Annotated in this window: 20 protein-coding genes and 2 tRNA genes; 13 read left to right on the top strand and 9 right to left on the bottom strand. The window is 62.5% G+C overall.

Annotation, left to right across the window (positions count from 1 at the left end; translation table 11 throughout):
- Positions 1 to 120: 120 nt before the first annotated feature.
- From LB541_RS20785 to hdaA, 3 genes are read left to right on the top strand one after another with little or no spacing between them, the layout of a single operon-like run.
- Entirely contained in the window at positions 121 to 678 is a 558-nt protein-coding gene (locus tag LB541_RS20785; protein ID WP_140495033.1) for a CDP-alcohol phosphatidyltransferase family protein, read from the top strand.
- Complete coding sequence (locus LB541_RS20790) at positions 650 to 1,837, top strand: AI-2E family transporter (RefSeq protein WP_140494346.1); 1,188 nt, start codon at positions 650 to 652, stop codon at positions 1,835 to 1,837. Before LB541_RS20785 ends, LB541_RS20790 begins: the two co-directional genes overlap by 29 nt.
- A gap of 34 nt (positions 1,838 to 1,871) precedes the next feature.
- Positions 1,872 to 2,576, top strand: a complete 705-nt coding sequence (gene hdaA, locus LB541_RS20795) for a DnaA regulatory inactivator HdaA (protein WP_224619475.1) — start codon at positions 1,872 to 1,874, stop codon at positions 2,574 to 2,576.
- Between the two features lie 395 nt (positions 2,577 to 2,971).
- Here hdaA and LB541_RS20800 read toward each other — a convergent pair whose 3' ends face one another.
- The 4 genes from LB541_RS20800 to LB541_RS20815 form a co-directional block, all read right to left on the bottom strand.
- A complete protein-coding gene (locus tag LB541_RS20800) occupies positions 2,972 to 3,982 on the bottom strand; it encodes an ABC transporter substrate-binding protein (RefSeq protein WP_140515483.1) in 1,011 nt (336 codons plus the stop codon).
- A 27-nt stretch (positions 3,983 to 4,009) separates the two neighbouring features.
- Positions 4,010 to 4,798, bottom strand: a complete 789-nt coding sequence (locus LB541_RS20805) for an ABC transporter permease (protein ID WP_140520616.1) — start codon at positions 4,796 to 4,798, stop codon at positions 4,010 to 4,012.
- Positions 4,795 to 5,664, bottom strand: coding sequence for an ABC transporter ATP-binding protein (locus LB541_RS20810; RefSeq protein ID WP_140494340.1), 870 nt, complete (start codon positions 5,662 to 5,664; stop codon positions 4,795 to 4,797). The genes LB541_RS20805 and LB541_RS20810 overlap by 4 nt, the downstream gene beginning before the upstream one ends.
- 308 nt (positions 5,665 to 5,972) lie before the next feature.
- Positions 5,973 to 6,049 (bottom strand) — tRNA-Pro (locus LB541_RS20815).
- Between the two features lie 141 nt (positions 6,050 to 6,190).
- Here LB541_RS20815 and LB541_RS20820 point away from each other — a divergent pair.
- From LB541_RS20820 to LB541_RS20840, 5 genes are all read left to right on the top strand, one after another.
- Positions 6,191 to 6,496 (top strand): ETC complex I subunit, encoded by a 306-nt coding sequence (locus tag LB541_RS20820; RefSeq protein WP_140494338.1) that lies wholly within the window; start codon positions 6,191 to 6,193, stop codon positions 6,494 to 6,496.
- Between the two features lie 58 nt (positions 6,497 to 6,554).
- Positions 6,555 to 6,631, top strand: a tRNA-Arg gene (locus LB541_RS20825).
- A gap of 289 nt (positions 6,632 to 6,920) precedes the next feature.
- Entirely contained in the window at positions 6,921 to 7,145 is a 225-nt protein-coding gene (locus tag LB541_RS20830) for a hypothetical protein (protein ID WP_140494336.1), read from the top strand.
- 185 nt (positions 7,146 to 7,330) lie between these two features.
- On the top strand, positions 7,331 to 8,119 hold the full coding sequence (locus LB541_RS20835; protein WP_224619478.1) for a GGDEF domain-containing protein: 789 nt from the start codon (positions 7,331 to 7,333) through the stop codon (positions 8,117 to 8,119).
- Positions 8,120 to 8,272: 153 nt separating this feature from the next.
- Positions 8,273 to 9,493 carry an anion transporter gene (locus LB541_RS20840; protein ID WP_224619480.1) on the top strand — a complete coding sequence of 407 codons (1,221 nt, stop codon included), beginning with the start codon at positions 8,273 to 8,275 and terminating at the stop codon, positions 9,491 to 9,493.
- 120 nt (positions 9,494 to 9,613) lie between these two features.
- Here the strand turns inward: LB541_RS20840 and LB541_RS20845 are convergent, their stop codons facing one another.
- The 5 genes from LB541_RS20845 to LB541_RS20865 form a co-directional block, all read right to left on the bottom strand.
- Positions 9,614 to 9,934, bottom strand: coding sequence for a cupredoxin family copper-binding protein (locus LB541_RS20845; RefSeq protein WP_224619483.1), 321 nt, complete (start codon positions 9,932 to 9,934; stop codon positions 9,614 to 9,616).
- Complete coding sequence (locus tag LB541_RS20850; RefSeq protein ID WP_140521607.1) at positions 9,931 to 10,455, bottom strand: DUF4142 domain-containing protein; 525 nt, start codon at positions 10,453 to 10,455, stop codon at positions 9,931 to 9,933. The genes LB541_RS20845 and LB541_RS20850 overlap by 4 nt, the downstream gene beginning before the upstream one ends.
- 115 nt (positions 10,456 to 10,570) lie before the next feature.
- On the bottom strand, positions 10,571 to 11,239 hold the full coding sequence (locus LB541_RS20855; protein ID WP_224619485.1) for an RNA polymerase sigma factor: 669 nt from the start codon (positions 11,237 to 11,239) through the stop codon (positions 10,571 to 10,573).
- A gap of 90 nt (positions 11,240 to 11,329) precedes the next feature.
- The gene (locus tag LB541_RS20860; protein ID WP_140494324.1) at positions 11,330 to 12,418 is read right to left on the bottom strand and encodes an HPP family protein; all 1,089 of its coding nucleotides are present in this window, start codon (positions 12,416 to 12,418) and stop codon (positions 11,330 to 11,332) included.
- 212 nt (positions 12,419 to 12,630) lie between these two features.
- On the bottom strand, positions 12,631 to 13,815 hold the full coding sequence (locus tag LB541_RS20865; RefSeq protein WP_140515505.1) for a cystathionine beta-lyase: 1,185 nt from the start codon (positions 13,813 to 13,815) through the stop codon (positions 12,631 to 12,633).
- 591 nt (positions 13,816 to 14,406) lie between these two features.
- Between LB541_RS20865 and LB541_RS20870 the strand changes: the two genes are divergently transcribed.
- The 5 genes from LB541_RS20870 to LB541_RS20890 all read left to right on the top strand — a co-directional run bounded on the left by LB541_RS20870 (position 14,407) and on the right by LB541_RS20890 (position 19,450).
- On the top strand, positions 14,407 to 15,435 hold the full coding sequence (locus LB541_RS20870) for an amino acid ABC transporter substrate-binding protein (RefSeq protein ID WP_140494320.1): 1,029 nt from the start codon (positions 14,407 to 14,409) through the stop codon (positions 15,433 to 15,435).
- Positions 15,436 to 15,500: 65 nt separating this feature from the next.
- Positions 15,501 to 16,688 carry an amino acid ABC transporter permease gene (locus LB541_RS20875; RefSeq protein WP_140494318.1) on the top strand — a complete coding sequence of 396 codons (1,188 nt, stop codon included), beginning with the start codon at positions 15,501 to 15,503 and terminating at the stop codon, positions 16,686 to 16,688.
- Positions 16,689 to 16,692: 4 nt separating this feature from the next.
- Entirely contained in the window at positions 16,693 to 17,850 is a 1,158-nt protein-coding gene (locus LB541_RS20880) for an amino acid ABC transporter permease (RefSeq protein ID WP_140565096.1), read from the top strand.
- A gap of 69 nt (positions 17,851 to 17,919) precedes the next feature.
- A complete protein-coding gene (locus LB541_RS20885; protein WP_181165173.1) occupies positions 17,920 to 18,669 on the top strand; it encodes an amino acid ABC transporter ATP-binding protein in 750 nt (249 codons plus the stop codon).
- A gap of 115 nt (positions 18,670 to 18,784) precedes the next feature.
- Positions 18,785 to 19,450: a TIGR02117 family protein gene (locus LB541_RS20890; protein ID WP_140584477.1), complete on the top strand. Its 666-nt coding sequence runs from the start codon at positions 18,785 to 18,787 to the stop codon at positions 19,448 to 19,450.
- The last annotated feature ends 14 nt before the right edge of the window (positions 19,451 to 19,464 follow it).

The following is a 19,464-nucleotide window of genomic DNA, read 5'->3' on the forward strand; positions in this document are numbered from 1 at the left end:
CGCAAGGAAAACGGCGCTGAAACTGCCGCTCCCCACCAGGGGAAGCTCGGCAGCTTCTCTCTTGCGTCCATCCCCCATCTCCATCATCTATCGTTCAGACAGAAGCGACGGGACATGCGCTTGACCATCCCCAACCTGATCACGATCATGCGCCTTGTCCTGGTGCCTGCCGTGGTGCTGGCCATGCTCCAGGCGCGCTGGGATTGGGCCTTTGCCGGGTTCCTCGTTGCCGGCATCTCGGACGGCGTCGACGGCTTCATCGCCCGCCGGTTCAACCAGCATTCCAAGCTCGGCGCCTATCTCGATCCGGTGGCCGACAAGCTGCTCCTGGTTTCCGTGTTCGTCGTCCTGGGCTTCATCGGGCAATTGCCGCTGTGGCTGGTCGTCACCATGGTGTCGCGCGACGCGCTGATCATTTGCGCGGTGCTGTTGTCCACCGTGATGGCCCATCCCGTCGAGATGAAGCCGCTCCTCGTCTCCAAGGTCAACACCGCCATCCAGATTGTACTGGCGGCGCTGGTACTGGGTGAGCTTGCTTTTTCGATCCATCTCGATCCACTTCGTCCCGCCCTCATAATGCTGTCCGGGGTCTTGACCGTGGCTTCGGCCGCAGCCTATCTCGTGGCTTGGCTGAGGCATATGAGCGGCTATGGCGAAGGCTCCACCCCGGGCACCTGACAAAGAAGCTGCGGCGAGCGCGCCGGCGGCAGCCGGGGATGATCCATCCGCCGGATTCCGCCGGCAGATCTTCTTCTGGCTTGCCGGCGTCGCCGCGCTCGCGCTTTTCCTCTATGTTTTCAGCGCCATCCTCTTGCCCTTCGTGGCCGGCATGGTGCTCGCCTATTTCCTCGATCCCGTGGCCGACCGGCTGCAGCGACTCGGCCTCAGCCGTTTCATGGCAACGGTGGTCATCCTCATCACCTTCCTTGTCGTGCTGGTGCTGGCCTTTGTCATCCTCATCCCGGTGCTGGCGACGCAGATGGCCGATTTTGCCGGCAAATTGCCTGAGTACCTGACGCGGCTGCAGAGCCTGATCACCTCGTTCGATCCAAAATGGCTGGAACAGAAATTCGGCGTCAACGCCAATGGCCTGCGCGACGGATTGAATTCACTGCTGACATCCGGCTTCGGTCTGCTGACAACCGTGTTCACCTCGATATGGAGTTCGGGCGTGGCGCTGGTCTCGGTGATCAGCCTGTTCGTGGTGACGCCGGTGGTCGCCTTCTACATGCTGCTCGACTGGGACCGCATGGTGGCGGTGATCGACAGCTGGGTGCCGCGGGACAATGTCGCCACGGTGCGCGCCATCGCCAGGGACATCAACACGGCAACGGCCGGCTTCGTGCGCGGGCAGGGCACGCTGTGCCTGGTGCTGGGCGCCATGTATGCCACTGGCCTGACGCTGACCGGTCTCAATTTCGGCATCCTCATCGGCCTGTTCGCCGGGCTGATCTCCTTCATCCCCTATGTCGGCTCGCTGACCGGGCTGGTGCTGGCCGTCGGCGTTGCCTTCGTCCAGTTCTGGCCGGACTGGACCATGGTCGTAGCGGTCGCGGTGGTGTTCTTCATCGGCCAGTTCATCGAGGGCAATATCTTGCAGCCGCGGCTGGTCGGCAAAAGCGTCGGCTTGCATCCGGTGTGGCTGATGTTCGCGCTGTTTGCCTTCGGCGCGCTGTTTGGCTTCGTCGGTCTGCTGATTGCGGTGCCTGCATCGGCCGCGGTCGCGGTCCTGGTGCGCTTTGCCATTGCGCGTTATCTGGAATCGCCGCTCTACAAGGGTCACGGCAAGGCCGTGCCGCCATTGCCGGCCGATCGTCGCAAAGGCATCAATCCATGATCCGGCCTGGCCGGGTCGCGCGGCTGAGCCTGGCATGAGCGACCAGAGGGCCGACCCGCCGCGCCAGCTGCCGCTCGATCTCGGCCATGGCACCGGCTATTCGCGAGACGAACTCGTCGTCTCCGGCACCAACAACCAGGCAGTGGCGCTGGTCGATCGCTGGCCGGACTGGCCCTCGCCGGTGGTCGTGCTGGCCGGTCCGGCCGGTTCCGGCAAGACCCATCTGGCCTCGATCTGGCGGGCACGGGCGGATGCTGTTCAGGTCGACGCGCACCGCGTCGGTGACAGCATTGTAAATCTCGGTGCCCGGCCGGCGCTGATCGACGACGTCGATACCGGCACAGTCGACCAGCAGGGGCTGTTTCATCTGATCAATGCGGTGCGCGGCAGCGGCTCGCATTTGCTTTTGACGGCGCGCCGCTTTCCCTCGGCCTGGGGCGTCAGGCTGCCGGATCTGGCGTCGCGGCTGAAGGCGGCGGCAACCGTCGAGATCCACGAACCCGACGATCTCCTGCTGGCAGGTGTCATCACCAAGCTGTTCGCCGACCGACAGGTCGAGGTCGAGCCGCATGTCGTGCAATATCTGGTGCGCCGCATCGAGCGCTCCCTGGCGACGGCCATGCGCGTGGTAGAGCGGCTGGACCGCACCGCGCTCGAACGCAAGACGCCGATCACCCGGGCGCTGGCGGCTGAAACCGTCAGCGCCATGGACGAGGGGCAGGGCGAGTTCGAGGTTTAGGGCGCGATTGTCGGCCGGCCAGCAAATGGTGGTTCCATGTCCCTTTAACCGTCCCATTTCGGGAAACAAAGCTGGCACCGATCTTGCGATACAAGCTTGCCGGCTGACCCCGGTCCTGATTGCGTTCCAAATCAGGTTGTAGGCTCGCCGGGAGTGGGGCGGTTGGGGTTCTCGCCCGGCGAGCTTACCTTCATGTGACTTCAGTCACCCTCACTATTGCTGCGCGTTCGGCTTGCCCGCGCAATGCCAAGCTAGGTGAGAGAAGAACGGGTATTCGTCAATTGACGGATACCCAAAATGGCGACGAGGCCACAGAGTCGCTGAAATGCCGGCGCTCGGTGAACTCTGTGGCTGAGGCGAACGAGCCATATGCCCGCTGCTTGACGTTGATCTCGTCAGTTGGCCTTCTTCGCCTTGTTCACATAGTCGTTCGTGTACGTCTGCGTGATATCGATCTTGGCGTTGGCCACATCAGGCGAACCGAGAGAGAAAACGTCGAGCACGGCCTGCGCGCCTTTTGGATCCATGAGCCCGGTGGTCGAATACATGGGGATCGCATTTTTCAACGCGGCCAGATAGGCGTCCTTGTCGCTGCCGATCAGATTGTCGGGAATCTGGGCCATGATCTCTTCGGCGCTGTGGGAGTGAATGTAATCCAGCGTGGCAAGCATGGCATTGGTCAATCCCTGCGTTGCTTGGGGATGCGCGGCCATCCATTCCGGCCGGGTGTAAAGCGCTCCGCCGGGATAGTCGCCTCCGAATACCGCCTCGGTATCCTTCTGGGTGCGCGTGTCCGCCAGGATGGTCAGGTCCTTATGCCTGGCCTGAAGCACGGTGACGGCCGGATCGAGCGTCACCACGGCGTCGATCTGCCCTTGCTCCATGGCGGCGACGGCGGTAGCGCCCAGCCCAACGCCGATCACGGCGGCGGATGTCGGGTCGATGCCGTTCTTCTGCAGAAGGAACTTCAGGAAGAAGTCGGTCGAGGAACCGGGAGCGGTCACGCCGACCTTTTTGCCAGCAAGGTCCTTCACTGACTTGATCTTGCCGGTCTGGCCCGGCGCCACCGCCAGCACCAGTCCCGGGAACTGGTCGTAAACGACGAAGGATTGCAGGCGCTGGTTCTTGGCGGCCAATTTCACCGTGTGATCGAAATAGCCGGACACCACATCCGCGCTGCCGCCCAATACTGCGGTCAGCGATTGAGAACCGCCCTTGAAATCGACGAGGTCTGCATCGATACCGGCTTTTTCGTAAGCGCCGATCTGTTTGGCGAGCACGGTCGGCATGTAGCAGAGGCATGATGCTCCGCCGATCGAAATGGTGACCTTTTCGGCGGCCCCCGCGTCTGTGGCCGCCGCGAGCAACACGACGGCGGCGGCCGCCAGTTTCGAAATGATCCTCATGATCTCCTCCTTGAGCGGAATTGGGGCCTATCGGCCTGGTTTCGAGAATTCAGGCCGCCAGACAAGCAACCTTTTTTCGACCAGCGTGACGATCCAGTCGATCAAGAGCACAAAAGCGGCGAGGACGAACATTCCGGCAAAGACGCCCGCCACGTCGAACACGCCTTCGGCCTGCTGTATCAGATAGCCTAGTCCCCCGGCCGCACCGAGATATTCGCCGACCACGGCGCCGACCACGGCAAATCCGACGGAGATATGGAGCGATGAAAACACCCAGGACAATGCCGATGGCATATAGACGTGGCGCAGCAATTGCCGTTCGTTCATGCCGAGCATTCGGGCATTGGCCAGCACTGTCGTGTTCACCTCCCTCACGCCCTGGTAGACATTGAAGAAGACGATGAAGAAAACCAGCGTCACGCCCAAGGCAACCTTGGACCAGATGCCGAGGCCAAACCAAAGCGTGAAGATCGGCGCCAACACGACGCGGGGAAGCGCATTGGCCGCCTTTACATAGGGATCGAAGACGGCCGCAAGTCTTGGCTTGCGGGCAAACCAGAAGCCGATCGCGATCGCTGCCAGCGAGCCGATGGCGAAGGCCAGCATGGACTCCCACAGCGTGATCCACAGATGATGCCAGATCGTCCCGGTGGCAAACCACTTCCATATCTGGCCTGCCACCGCCAACGGGGTCGAGAAGAAGAAGGAAATATTGTTCGGATCGCCGATCAGGTGCGTCGTCGACGCTGCCTGCCAGAGCGCGATGACGATGACGGCCACGGTTAGCTGTGCGAAAAGCAGCGTCGTCCTTTTCATCGGATCGCTCCTTCTTCAATCTCGCCGTAAGCCTTGAGCACTTCCTTCTTCAGCATGTGCCAGATGTCGCGATGCAATTCCTGGAAGCGCGGTTCCAGCCTGATTTCCGAAATATCGCGTGGACGCGCCAGCGGGATTGGAAAGTCGCCGATGATGCGTGCCGAGGGACCGGCTGACATCACCACCACGCGATCAGCCAGCGCGATTGCTTCCTCGAGGTCGTGGGTGACGAACATCACCGCCTTGCGGTCGTCCGACCACAGCTTGAGCAAAAGGCCGCCCATGATCAGCCGCGTCTGTGCGTCGAGCGGTCCGAAGGGTTCGTCCATGAGGATGATCTTGGGGTCGCGGATCAGCACCTGCGCAAGAGCAACGCGCTTTTTCTGGCCGCCTGAAAGCATGTGAGGGTAGCGCTCGCAGAAAGCAGCCAGGCCGACGCGTCCGAGCCATGCTCGCGCGCGTTCCTTTGCTTCGGAAGAGGGCACGCCTGCCACTTCCAGCCCGATGGCCACATTGTCCAGAGCGGTCTTCCAGGGCATCAATGCATCCTGCTGGAAGAGGTAGCCAGCCTGTCTGTTGAGACCGCGAAGCGGGGCGCCGAACACACGGACGCTGCCTGCCGAAGGCTCGAGAAGCCCTGCGCCGGCATTCAGCAGCGTTGACTTGCCGCAGCCCGTCGGCCCAATGATCGCCACGAATTCCTGGTCGCCGACTTTCAGATCGGCGCGGGCGACCGCCTGGAAGCTACGCCCGGCCGCCAATGCGAAATCTATGGTCACTCCATCGAGATCGACCGCGATCCCGGTTCCGGCTGGCGGCTGTCTGAATTTTGTCTCCGTGCCGCCCGTGGCGGTTTCCGTCGTCATGCCGAATGCCGCCCTGCGCCGAGACGGGTGGGTGTCCAACTGTCGCTCATGGTTCCTCCGTGAGGCTTTAGCGGAGACCGTCGATGTCCGATGGGCATCTGTTGCCCCGCACCGTGTCGTGTTCCGGCTCACAATAGTCGATGCGGTGGAGCAGGCAACTTTGCCGTCCGCGGCTTTTTGTTGCGACCGTGACATGCAGCAGCAAAGACCACTGGGCGCGCGCGGAGATTGCCGACAGCCCCATTCTGCACCCGACACATTGCCATTCGCAGGCGCCAGCGGCTCTCGATTGCCTTTTCGGTGAAAGGTGGTCGGAGTGGAGAGATTCGAACTCCCGACCCTCTGGTCCCAAACCAGATGCGCTACCAGGCTGCGCTACACTCCGAACGGTCTGTTGCCTATTCATTTCAGTGTTCCATGGCAAGTGCAAAAACCTGCAGGTGCAAAAACCTTGCCGCCGTCGGCATTGCGCAGTAATGACGGGCGAAGAGGCGGCCATGCTGCCTTGCACAGCAATGAGGTGGTCATGTCCGCGCGCATTTTCAGTCCAGCCAAAACCGCGATGCAGTCCGGCACGGCCAAGACCGGCCATTGGGTGCTGGAATTCGATCCCGAGATGCGCAAGAAAATCGACCCGCTGATGGGCTACACCACTTCCGGCGACATGAGGAGCCAGATCAAGCTGACCTTCGATACGCGTGAAGAGGCCGTGGCCTATGCCGAGAAGGAAGGGCTCGCCTACCGCGTCGAGGAGCCGAAAGAGCCCAAGCGCCGCCAGATTTCCTATGCGGAAAATTTCCGCTATGACCGCAGGACGCCCTGGACGCATTGACCGGCAAAGCCCGGGCGGGCGCCAGCGCAGACATCTTACCGGCTCCGAGCCGGCCAGCGGTCCCGTAGCTCAGCTGGATAGAGCACCGGCCTTCTAAGCCGATGGTCACAGGTTCGAATCCTGTCGGGATCGCCAATAATTTCAAGGGCTTAGCTGCTCCGGACGTGAGGAATTTCAACGCGGGCAGGAATCCGGTCGGAACTTTTCATCCCTTTTTGTCTTCCCGAATGCGCTTGCCGGCGCGACGGCGGCACGCCGCCGCCGCGGCGCCCTTTCCGTATTATTTCGTGACCTTGTCGCGCGGGAACCTTCGTAACGATCACGCGTTCGGGGCCTTGTATTCGCGGTCCCTCATAAAAGTAAGCATTCGGGCTGCGAATGGCGGGCAAAACAAGCATGGGTTGGGGAAGGAGAAAACCGCGTCATGTCGAAACGTGAAATTGGAACGTCGCCCGCCTTGGGGCGACGTATCGCCGAGCTCAAAGCCAAAATGCAAACCGCCCGGATTTCCGACCATGAGCTGAAGACCTTCCATAAGGTTGCCGCCATCATGGGAGCGGGCGAAGGCTCTCTAGGCCTGGATGCCGACGATCTGATCGCGGCATCCTTTGTTGCAGAGACGCTGGGCGAATCGGCGCCCAACGGCTGACGGCAGGACCCTCCTGTCGTAGGTCCGGATCGATCATCCGGACAAATCTTCGAGACGCAGGCCGGAGGCGGCCGCCGGTCCGGCGGCCGTAACCCTGCAACCTCTGCCGTCGAATTGGAGGGAAAGTCTTATCGTTTTGTTTGCGTTGGCGCGTCATAGTAGACGCGGCTAACGGAGTTGAAGAGATGAAGCTCGACCTGTCGCCGACGAGTTGGGGCAGGGTGATCGCCGTCACCGCCGCCGGCACGGCGTTCTTCATTGGCGTGGCGTTTTTCGTCGATTCGTTCAATTTCCCGTATCTTTCGCCCGAAGCTGTGTGGCGGGCTCAGCTGACCGACATTCTGTTGCCCCTGGTGCTGGGTGGATCGTTTCTCTTCTTCCTGATGTGGAAGATACGCCAGTTGGCCATTGCCCAGCGCGATCTCACCGTCGTTGCCGCCACCGACAGCCTGACGGCGGTGCTCAACCGCGGCGCTTTCTCCATGCTGGTCGAAGCCTATCTCGAACAGGTCGGCAAACAGGCGTCGGCCAATTCCGGTGCGCTGCTGATCATCGACGCCGATCACTTCAAATCGATCAATGACCGGCTTGGGCATGACTGCGGCGACCAGGCGCTCAAACTGATCGCGCAGACGATCAAGGATCAGCTCCGCGGCACCGACATCGTCGGCCGCATCGGCGGCGAGGAATTCGGCGTGTTTCTTCCCGGCGTCGATCCCTCGCAATCCTGGCTGGTTGCCGAAAGCATCCGCCGGCGAATTCGCGAGGTGGAATTTTCGCCGGGCGGCCGGTCCTGTCCGCTTTCCGTGAGCATTGGCGGTACTGCCTTTAACGGGCCGACCACCTATGAGGAGATATTCTCGGCAGCCGACAGGCGGCTCTATGCCGCCAAGTCAAATGGACGCGACCAGGTCAGTTTCGATCCGATGGTTTCCCAGCAAACGCCGCCAGCCGCGACAATCACGGTTCATTGAGGCGGATCCGGCCAGCCACCGGCGCCGGGGGCGCGTCGCTGGGGATTTCTGCAGCCATCACGCAGAAGGTATTTTCGCTTTGCGCGCCGCCCGCTAAAGGTGGTGGCCACAGCTCCGGCCGGGGCTGAATGCATCGGGCAGGGCCTTCTTCGCATGACATTGATGGGCGCGGCGGCACTGCTGATCCTGGTCCTGACCTATGCCGGCGTCGCCGTCGGCCGGATACCAGGCCTGCGCCTCGATCGGGCGGGGATCGCACTGCTCGGCGGGGCCGCGATGATAGCCATCGGGGCGATCAGCCTGGAGGATGCCTACCGCGCCATCAATTTCGACACCATCACGCTTTTGCTCGGCATGATGATCGTAGTGGCGCATCTGAAGGTCTCGGGCGCCTTTCGCGGCCTCGGTGCCATCGCGATCGAGCATGCGCATGCGCCGTTCATGCTTTTGGTTATGGTGACCCTGCTGACCGGCCTGCTGTCGGCCTTCCTGGTCAATGACGCCATCTGTCTTGTCATGGCGCCGATCGTCGTTCACGTCACCCGCGCCATCAAGCGCAATCCGGTTCCTTATCTCATCGCGACCGCCACCGCGTCAAATTGCGGCAGTGTCGCCACGATCACCGGCAATCCGCAAAACATGGTCATCGGTGCGCTGTCGGGCATCTCCTATCCGGCCTTTTCAGCGGCTCTGGCTCCGGTTGCGCTGTTTGGTCTCGTCGCGGTCATCGCCATTGTTCGCATCGTCTACCGCACCGAATTCGCGCACAACGGCGAATTGACGCCGCAGGTCTCGCGCGGCCGCATGCATCGCCGCCAGGTGCTGAAAGCGGTGGTAGTTTGCATCGGACTGGCCGTTGCCTTCTTCGCCGGTGTGCCTGTCGCCAAGGCGGCGCTCATCGGCGGCGCCATCCTCCTGCTCACCCGCGCCATCAAACCAGAGCGCATCTATCGCGAAATCGACGGGCCATTGCTGTTCATGTTCGCCGGCCTGTTCATCGTGGTTGCCGGCGCCGAACGAACGCTGCTGACACCGGACATCGTCGCATCGGCCAAGAACGTCGGGCTGGATGACGTCTGGCGCCTGTCGGGCTTCACCGCCTTGCTCTCCAACATAATGAGCAACGTGCCGGCCGTGCTGGCGCTGCGGCCCTTCATCCCCGGCCTGGAAAACCCCGAGCGCGCCTGGCTGGTCGTCGCCATGAGCTCGACGCTGGCCGGCAATTTCACGCTCCTGGGTTCCGTCGCCAATCTGATCGTTGCCGAGCAGGCGCGCGCCGCCGGCACGTCGCTGTCGTTCGGCGCTTTCTTCAAAGTCGGCCTGCCATTGACGCTGCTGACGCTGGCGGTCGGCACGGCATGGCTGGCGCTCTGATCCCTGGCGCGACTGTTCCGTGCTCAATTGCTGCGGAGTGACGGGTGCTCCGGAGTGGCGGGGGCTCCGGAGTGGCGGGGCTTGGTATTTGCGGCCAAGTCCCGCCACCGGCCCAGATTTTCAGGGCGCCACTACCAATCGGCCTTTCATGTTGGGATGGAAGCGGCAGAAATAATCAACCGCTCCCGCCGTCTTGAGGGTCAGTTTTCCCTTCGCATTCGGCGGGATCATCACCTCCCAGCTGCCCTTCACCGTGGCCGTGTGGGCGAATGCGTCCTTGTTCACCCACTCGATCGTGTCGCCGACCCTGGCCTCGACGCTTGCCGGCGAGAAGACGAGCTTGTCGATCGTCACCTCGATGGTCGCGGCCGGCGCCGGGCCGGCGGCAAGCACCAGCGCCAGCCCGACAAGGAGCGGTCGGATCAGCGCGGCCGCTTTCATTTCAACATGCCGGCGACATGTTCGGCATGCTGCTCATGCCCCTGGAAGATCTTGAGGCCGGTTTCGAGCAGGCTCTTCAGCTCGGCATTGCTGGCTGACGGAATGAGCAGGGTTTCGAGCGCTCCATTGACCTGCTTGTGGTAGGCCACCTCGTTTTCGATATAGGCCTTGTCGAAGGCAGCCCCTTTCAGCTTGGCGAGCTTGGCATGTTCCTCTTTCGCCGCCTTGGTCAGCGCCTGGCTGGTGGCATTGTCTTCCGGCTTCACCTTGAGCTTCTTGAGTAGGTCGAGCGCCTGCTTGTTCACCGCTTCGTGGTCGCGCTCCATGTCCTTGGCGAAATCGACGACTTCCTTGTTCTTGGATTTCTTGATTGCCTGCTTGGCCGCCTCGATGTCAATCATGTCGGCTGTGTAGGCGATGTGGGCGATCTGCGGGTCGGTCGGCTTGTCGGCAGCTTGCGCGAATGGGGCAGCGCCAAGCAGCAAGAGGGCGGCAAACGCTGTGGTATGTCGGATAAGCATGGCATCTCCTTCGCCCGACAGCCTGGGCAGCGGGCTTCATCTGGGTTGACATTCATTGGATGAGGATGGCGCAGAAACGTTCCCGACAAATCGGCGAAAGATCTGGCCTTGAAGATCACCCCTCGAATCCGAGCCGCTTCATCACGGCCCGTGTCAGCCGCTCGCAGCGCCGGCCGGCGAAGGGAAAGGCGTCGAGCAGCACCGGCCCGATCTCGTCGTCCAGCGCCTTGCGCAGGAAAACGCGGGCGCGGTGCAGTCTCGTCTTGACGGTCTCGGGCCGCACGCCGAGCAGGTCGGCGGTCTCCTCGATGCTCAGCCCCTCGATGACGCGGGCCACGAAAACCGCGCGATAGGCGTCGGGCAGGCTGTCGGTCGCCCGCTCGACAAGCCCGAGGATCTGCCGCTGCGCCATCGTCCGCTCCGGATCGTCGCTTGGGTTGAGGGGAAACCGGATGATCTGCGCTTCCGGGTTTTCAGGCATGGCCACGGTTCGCCGTCCTTTGCGAAGCCGCCCGAGCGCCTCGTTGATGACGATGCGCGACAGCCAGGTGGAAAGCGAAGCATCGCCGCGATAGGTGCCGAGATTGGTAAAGGCCCTGACATAGGCCTCCTGCACGATGTCCTCGGCCTCGCTGTCGTTGCGCACCATGCCGCGCGCCAGTCGGTAGAGCCGCTGGTTGTTCAGCTTCATGATCTTGCGAAAGGCATCGCTGTCGCGGGCAAGCGCGCGGGCTACGAGCCGGAGCTCGTCCGTCGCTGTTGATGTTGCCGTCAGCGCGGGCATGTGTCCTCCATCGATCCTTGCACGAAAGATTGGATGCAGGTTTCGAAAAAAGGTTCCCGAAAAATCACGCCAGGCGATCCGCCTGGCTGCCTATGCTAGCACTTTGGCCGGCTCCGTGCCGGTGTTTTGCATCCGCGCCGTCGCGGCCAGCAGATCGGTTTGCGTGATCAGCCCGAGGATGTGGTTTTTATCGTCGACGATGATGACGGCGTGACTGCGCCCGTCGGTCAGCACTGGCAGCAGCGCCATGGCGTTCGAGCCGGCAGTTGCGGTTGCCGCCGGCGAGATCACGGTTCCGACCGTGCCGGCCGCCAGTGTCAGTTCCCGCAAGCCCACGGTTCCGGCCAGCCTTGCCTCGGCATCCACCACCGGCAAGGTTCGTATGTTGTGGTCAAGCAGCAATTGGCGCGCAGCGGCGGCTGGCGTGTGCTCGTCCACCGAGATGACGTCGCGCGACATGATGTCTTGGCACCGCAACGTCGCGTGCTCGCGCACCATGGCCTGCAATTCGACCTGCCGCAGCAACCGGTCGAGATCGCCCCGATCGATGTCGAAGGTCTCGTCGAGCGCTCCAAGCGCGGCGTCGATGTCCTCGGAGCGAAAACCGACACGCAATTGCGCCGGCGGATCGATGGTGCCGTGACTGTTTACCGGCGCCGGGGCCGGCACGTGCGGGTAGTTGCGCCGGGCCAGCTTGTGGAAGCCGTAGCCAAGCGCCACCAGCAGCATCGAATTGACCGCCACCGGCACGAAAGGAAAAAGGAAGCCGGCGCTGATCACGGCTGGGCCGCCGAACACCGCGGTCAATGCCGCCGCACCCCCGGGTGGATGCAGGCAGCGCGTGAACGACATTGCGGCAATCGCCAGCGCTACCGCAATACCGGTGGCGAGCACCGGCTGGTGCACGAATTGCACCACGATCACGCCGACAAGCGCCGAGATCGTGTTGCCGCCGATGATCGACCAGGGCTGCGCCAGCGGGCTGGCGGGCACCGCGAACAACAGCACCGCCGATGCTCCCATTGGCGCCACCAGCAGCGGCACATGTGGCCCGCTACCCAGTGTGAGTCCGCTGATCGCGCCAGTCAGCGCAATGCCGATCATCGCACCGACGCAGGCGATGATGCGTTCGCGCAGCGTCGCGCCGGCAAGAATGGGAACAAAGAGGCGGAACGCCATGGGCAGGCTCTTGGTGCGGTGGCTGGGGAATGATTTCCGCTGCCGCAATGAAGCGGAAGCCGGCAATTTGGAAGTCAAACAAATCCGCAAAACTGCGGATGGGGAGAATAATATTGCCGACATGGCCGGACCGGGGCGCCGCGTGCGGCCCCCGTTTGCTCAATCGCGTCAAGGCCTTGCGGGCGCTGCTGGTATCGGTCCGAGAGGTCGCGTCAGGCCGCTGCGGCGGCGGTGAGCCCGCGAAGAATATCGGTCATGAGGTCCTCGACATCCTCGAGGCCGATCTGGAGACGAATCAACGGCCCTTCATAGGGGCCCTTGGCAACGACGCGGTCGCCGAGCCAGACCGGCACGGCAAGGCTCTCGTAACCGCCCCAGGAGTAGCCGAGACCAAAGATCCGCAATGCGTCGAGGAACGCGTGCTGCTGTTTCTGGCCGCCGCCGGCAAGCACGATGGAGAAGATGCCGCTGGAGCCGGAAAAGTCACGCTTCCACAGCGCGTGGTCGGGATGACTGGGAAGGCCGGGGTGGAGCACGCGCGCCACGCCCTTCTGGCCCTCCAGCCATGCCGCGATGGCGAGCGCGCTGCGCTGATGGTGATCGAGGCGCACCCCCATGGTGCGCAAGCCGCGCAGCACCTGGTAGACGTCGTCGGGTCCGGCGCAGCAGCCAAGCGTGCAGAAGCTTTCATACAGCTGTTTCCAGCAGGCCTCGGTGGCCGACACCGTACCCAGCAGCACGTCCGAATGACCGGCGGGATATTTCGTCGCCGCATGGATCGAGATGTCGACGCCATGGTCGAGCGGACGGAAATAAAGCGGCGTCGCCCAGGTATTGTCCATCATGACGATGGCACCGGCGGCGTGCGCGGCCTTCGCGATGGCTGGTATGTCCTGCACCTCGAACGTGTTTGAGGCCGGCGATTCCGTGAACACCACCTTGGTGTTCGGCTTGATCAAGGCGGCGATGCCCGCGCCGATGCCGGGAGCATAATACTCGACCTCGACGCCGAGCCGCTTCAGCATCGTGTCGGCGAAGTTGCGCGTCGGATGATAGACGCTGTCGACGATCAGCAGGTGGTCGCCCGCCGAAACGAAGGCAAGCAGCGGCACCGTCACCGCCGCCAGGCCCGACGGGACCACGATCGTGCCGGCCGACCCCTCCAGCGCGTCTATGGCCTGGGCCAAGGCGTCGGTGGTCGGTGTGCCGCGCGTGCCGTAGGTGTATTTCTGGTCCCGTCCAGCCATCGAGGCGGCATTGCGGAACAGCACCGTGGAGGCGTGCACGACAGGCGGATTGACGAAGCCGAAATAGTCGTGCGGGTTGTTGCCCGAATGGGCAAGCCGCGTGTTGATGCCCATTTTGCCAGTCACCGGCTCGTTGCCGTCTTTTGCCATTCGTCGTCGCCTTTTTTGGTAAGCCGCTAGCCATAGTGCGGCGACATGGACCGCGCAACAGCCGGCTTTCGCCAGGACCCCGACTTCGAATGTGCCAATTGCCGGAGCCGCCGCAGGCCGACTGCAAGCGTAATGGCGCGGCCAGAAAGCCCGCCGCCGGCAGCGGCATGCGTCGCCTGATAGCGCAAAGCGTACCTCACCATGACCCAGATCCAGCCAGAGGGCGCAGACATCGGCACGCAACCGGCCGGCAGAGCACAGTAACGCAGAGTAATCGGGCGGATGGATTTTTTGCGGACAGAGCGCAGCCTGGCGTAGGGCGAGCTTCGCCGGCTTTATTCGCGCTTCTGACTAAATTGCGGGCGCGTTTGTCTGCTATTCAGGCAATTGCGGCAAACGATTTTCAAACCCATCTGAATTCGGTCATTTTCCTTGACCTCACAGGAATTATCGCCTTCGATGCTGTTCGTGAATGGGAGGCGGCGCGTCGACTGCGATGCGGAGTTCCGGAAATGGGCCGGAACGAAAAGCTGCGTTCACGCGGGAAAAAAAGATCAGGTTTGCCTGAAAACAGAAAAGGGTCTGTGGGTCATGAAACACATTGCAATCGGCATCCTTGGAGCCGCCGCGCTTGGAGCCGTGGCTTCAACGGCTTCAGCCACCACGCTCGACACGGTCAAGCAGAAGGGCTTCATCCAGTGCGGCGTCTCGACGGGTCTGGCCGGCTTCTCCGCGCCGGACGACAAGGGTGACTGGCAAGGCATCGATGCCGATTTCTGCCGCGCCGTGGCGGCCGCCGTCTTCGGTGACGGCTCCAAGGTCAAGTTCACGCCGCTCAGCGCCAAGGAGCGCTTCACCGCGCTGCAGTCGGGCGAGATCGACATCCTGTCGCGCAACACCACCTGGACCATTAACCGCGACACGGCACTTGGCCTGAACTTCATCGGCACCACCTACTATGACGGCCAGGGCTTCATGATCAACGCCAAGAAGCTGCCGGGCGTCAATTCGGCGCTTCAGCTGTCCGGCGCCGCCGTCTGCGTGCAGAGCGGCACCACCACCGAGCTCAACCTCGCCGACTACTTTAAGGCGAACAAGATGGAGTACAATCCGGTCGTTTTCGAGAAGCTCGAAGAGGTCAACGCAGCCTATGACGCCGGCCGCTGCGACGTCTACACCACAGACCAGTCGGGCCTTTACGGCATCCGCCTGACGCTGGGTGCGCCGGCCGATCACGTCGTGCTGCCGGAGATCATCTCCAAGGAGCCGCTCGGACCGGCGGTGCGCCAGGGCGACGACCAGTGGTACCATATCGTCAAGTGGACCTATTTCGCGCTGCTCGACGCCGAGGAACTCGGCATCACCAAGGCCAATGTCGACGAGATGAAGAACTCGGCCAGCCCTGAGATCAAGCGCGTGCTTGGCCAGGAAGCCGACACCAAGATCGGCACCGATCTCGGCGTCTCCAACGACTGGGTCGTCAACATCGTCAAGGCGGTCGGCAATTACGGCGAAATGTTCGATCGCAATGTCGGCTCGGGCAGCCCGCTGAAGATCGCCCGCGGCATCAACGCGCTGTGGACCAAGGGCGGCCTGCAATACGCTCCGCCGATCCGCTGATCGAAATGTGATCCGGAAGGCAGATGGTTCTGCCTTCCGGTTTCTCTTTCACAGGGGACGGTGATATGGCATCGCAGGAAGTCCTTCGCGAGGACACAAGTCGCGGCTCCTTTATCAACGACCCGAAAGTCCGCAGTCTCTTCTTCCAGACACTGGTCGTCGTCGTTCTGTTCGGCTCTGTCTGGTGGATCGTGCAGAACGTCATCGACAATCTGCAGCGTCTTCACATCGCCTCCGGTTTCGGCTTTCTCAGGGGCCGCGCCGGATTCGACATCTCGGACACGCCGATCGCCTACACGTCCGATTCGACCTACGGTCGCGCCATCATTGTCGGCCTGATCAACACCATCATCGTCGCCGTGGCCGGCATCGTCACCGCGACCATTATCGGCTTCGTCATCGGCATCGGCCGGCTGTCGCAGAATTGGCTGATCCGCAAGATCTGCACGGTCTATGTCGAGATCTTCCGCAACATCCCGCCGCTGCTGGTCATCTTCTTCTGGTATTCGGGCGTGCTGGCCGTGTTGCCGCCGCCGCGCGAGAGCTATAACCTGCCTTTCGGTTCCTTCCTCAACCAGCGCGGTTTCTATTTCCCGCGCGCCGTCTGGGGCGAGGGCTCATGGCTGATCTTCGTGGCGCTCATCGTGGGTATCGCCATGGCCTGGTTCGTCGCCCGCAAGGCGCGCCAGCGGCAGATGGCGACGGGTCAGCAGTTTCCCGTGTTCTGGACGTCCGTCGCGCTGATCGTCGGCCTGCCGCTGCTCGCCTATGCGCTGAGCGGCTTTCCGCTGAGCTTCGATTTTCCGAAACAATCGACCTTCAACCTGACCGGCGGCTTCCAGGTCAAGCCGGAGTTCCTGTCGCTCTATCTGGCGCTGTCCTGCTACACGGCGGCCTTCATCGCCGAGATCGTGCGGGCCGGCATCAGGGGTGTCAGCAAGGGCCAGACCGAGGCCGCCGCCGCACTTGGCCTGCGCTCGGGATCGATCCTGCGGCTGGTCGTGGTGCCGCAGGCCATGCGCATCGTCATCCCGCCGTTGACCAGCCAGTATCTCAACCTGACCAAGAACTCTTCGCTGGCCATCGCCATCGGCTATCCGGACCTGACGGCGACCGCCGGCACGGTGCTCAACCAGACCGGCCAGGCGGTCGAGGGCGTGCTGATCATGATGATCGCCTATCTCATACTCAGCCTGGTGACCTCGGCCGTGATGAACGTGGTCAATGCCAGAATGGCGTTGGTGGAAAGGTAGGGCCATGCAGGAACACGACATGTCCTGGGTGCGCACCGAAATGGCCCTGGCGGAGGCGGCGCCGATCAGCGAGCGTGGCCTGTATGCCTGGGTCCGCAAGAACCTCGTCGGTTCGGTCGGCGACACCATCCTCACCATACTCGGCATCATCATCGTCGCCTGGGTCCTGCCGCAGGTCATCAACTGGGCCTTCATCAATGCCCAGTGGACCGGGCCGGACCGGACCGTCTGCGCGACAGTGGCGCAGGGCGGCATCCAGCCCGATGGCTGGAGCGGCGCCTGCTGGGCCTTCGTCAACGCCAAGTTCGGCCAGTTCATGTTCGGCACCTATCCGGTCGAGGAGCGCTGGCGGCCGATCCTGGTCGCCATCCTGTTCGCGGCGCTGCTGGTGCCGATGCTGGTCCCCAGCGTGCCGCGCAAGGGCCTGAACGCCATCCTGCTTTTCCTCGTGCTGCCGATCGTCGCCTTCTTCCTTCTGGTCGGCGGCGTGTTCGGCCTGCCGCATGTCGAGACGTCGCGGTGGGGCGGACTGCTGATCACGCTCAGCCTCTCCTTCGTCGGCATCGCCGTGTCGCTGCCGCTGGGCACCGTGCTGGCGCTCGGCCGGCGCTCCAAGATGCCGATCGTCAAGATGCTGTGCATCATCTTCATTGAAGCTGTGCGCGGTATCCCGCTGATCACAGTGCTGTTCTTCGTCAGCGTCATGCTGCCGCTTTTCCTGCCCGCCGGCGTCACCTTCGACAAGTACCTGAGGGCTCTGATCGGCGTGTCGCTGTTTGCCGCCGCCTATATGGCGGAAGTGGTGCGCGGCGGCCTGCAGGCGATCCCCAAGGGCCAATACGAGGGCGCCGATTCGCTCGGCCTCGGCTATTGGCAGAAGATGGGACTGATCGTGCTGCCGCAGGCGCTGAAGCTGGTCATTCCCGGCATCGTCAACACGTTCATCGGCATGTTCAAGGACACCAGCCTGGTCCTCATCATTTCGATGTTCGACCTGCTCGGCGTCGTCAAGCAGAACTTCTCGGACGCCAACTGGGCGACGCCGCAGACCGCGAAATCCGGTCTCGTGTTCGCCGCCTTCGTGTTTTGGCTGTTCTGCTTCGGCATGTCGCGCTATTCAATGTATACGGAACGCCGGCTCGACACCGGTTACAAACGATAAAAAGGGGATTGGTTCATGGCCACCGAAAACGCCGTCAGCGCGGAAGAGATCAAGGTCAATGCCGCGAAGATGCACATCTCGACCACCGATGTCGCCATCGACATCATCGCCATGCACAAATGGTATGGCGAGTTCCATGTGCTGAAGGACATCAACCTCAAGGTGATGCGCGGCGAGCGCATCGTCATCTGCGGCCCGTCCGGCTCCGGCAAGTCCACCATGATCCGCTGCATCAACCGGCTCGAAGAACACCAGAAGGGCAAGATCTTCGTCGACGGCAAGGAATTGACCAACGATCTCAAGAAGATCGACGAGGTGCGCCGAGAGGTCGGCATGGTGTTCCAGCACTTCAACCTGTTCCCCCACCTGACCATCCTGGAGAACTGCACGCTGGCGCCGATCTGGGTCCGCAAGACCCCGAAGAAACAGGCCGAGGAGATGGCCATGCATTTCCTCAAGCGCGTCAAGATCCCCGAGCAGGCCAACAAATATCCGGGCCAGCTCTCCGGCGGTCAGCAGCAGCGCGTGGCGATCGCCCGTTCGCTGTGCATGAACCCGCGCATCATGCTGTTCGATGAGCCGACCTCGGCACTCGACCCGGAAATGATCAAGGAAGTGCTGGAGACCATGGTTAGCCTTGCCGAGGAAGGCATGACCATGCTGTGCGTCACCCACGAAATGGGCTTCGCGCGGAAAGTCGCCAACCGGGTGATCTTCATGGATCAGGGCCAGATCGTCGAGCAGAACACGCCGGCCGAGTTCTTCGATCACCCGCGCCACGAGCGCACGAAGCTGTTCCTGTCGCAGATATTGCACTGAGCGCTGCCTCGTCGAAATGGAAGGAGCCCGGCCGCGCCACGGTCGGGCTTTTTCACATTTGGCCGATCGGATCGTTTCGATTGAGACATGATGGAATCGCAAGAACTATGCCCGGATGAGAAAACGCCTTCGTTTCCTGGCCGTGCTGGTGGCCGCGGTGGTGCTGGTCGCGGCACTCGGCACGCTGGTGCCACGACCACTCTGGCCGGCTGCCGCGGCCGGCGAGGGCGTCAGGCACATTCTGGTGCTGAGCAATCCGATCCACACCGACATCGCCATTCCCGTCGATGATGGCGTGCGCCGGCGTTTTCGCTTCCTCGCGGCTGCCGGCCAGCCTTCCGATGCGCCCGAGGTGCGCTACATCGTCTTCGGCTGGGGCGGCCGCGCCTTCTACCTGGAGACGCCGACCTGGTCGCAGCTGAAGGCGATGCCCGTATTCAAGGCCCTGACGCTTGACGCTTCAGTGATGCATGTCGAGGTCGCCGGCGATATCTCCGGACCCGATGTCGCCGGCTTCGACATCCCGGAAGACCGCTTTGCGGCATTGCTCGACTTCATCGATGCGAGTTTTCAGCAAGGACCAGGCGGGCCGATCGTCATCGCCAGGGCCGCCTATTCCGATTTCGACCGCTTCTATGAGGCGAACGGCCATTTCAATGCGCTGGCCGGCTGCAACACCTGGACGGCCGCCGCCTTGCGAACCGCCGGCCTGCGGACCGGTTGGTGGAACCCGCTGCCGGTCTCGCTTGGGTGGTCGTTGAAGCTGTATAATGGTAGGTAGCGCAGATAACGCCA

This window comes from Mesorhizobium sp. BR1-1-15 (assembly GCF_020165475.1).
In the GTDB taxonomy this organism is placed as follows: domain Bacteria; phylum Pseudomonadota; class Alphaproteobacteria; order Rhizobiales; family Rhizobiaceae; genus Mesorhizobium.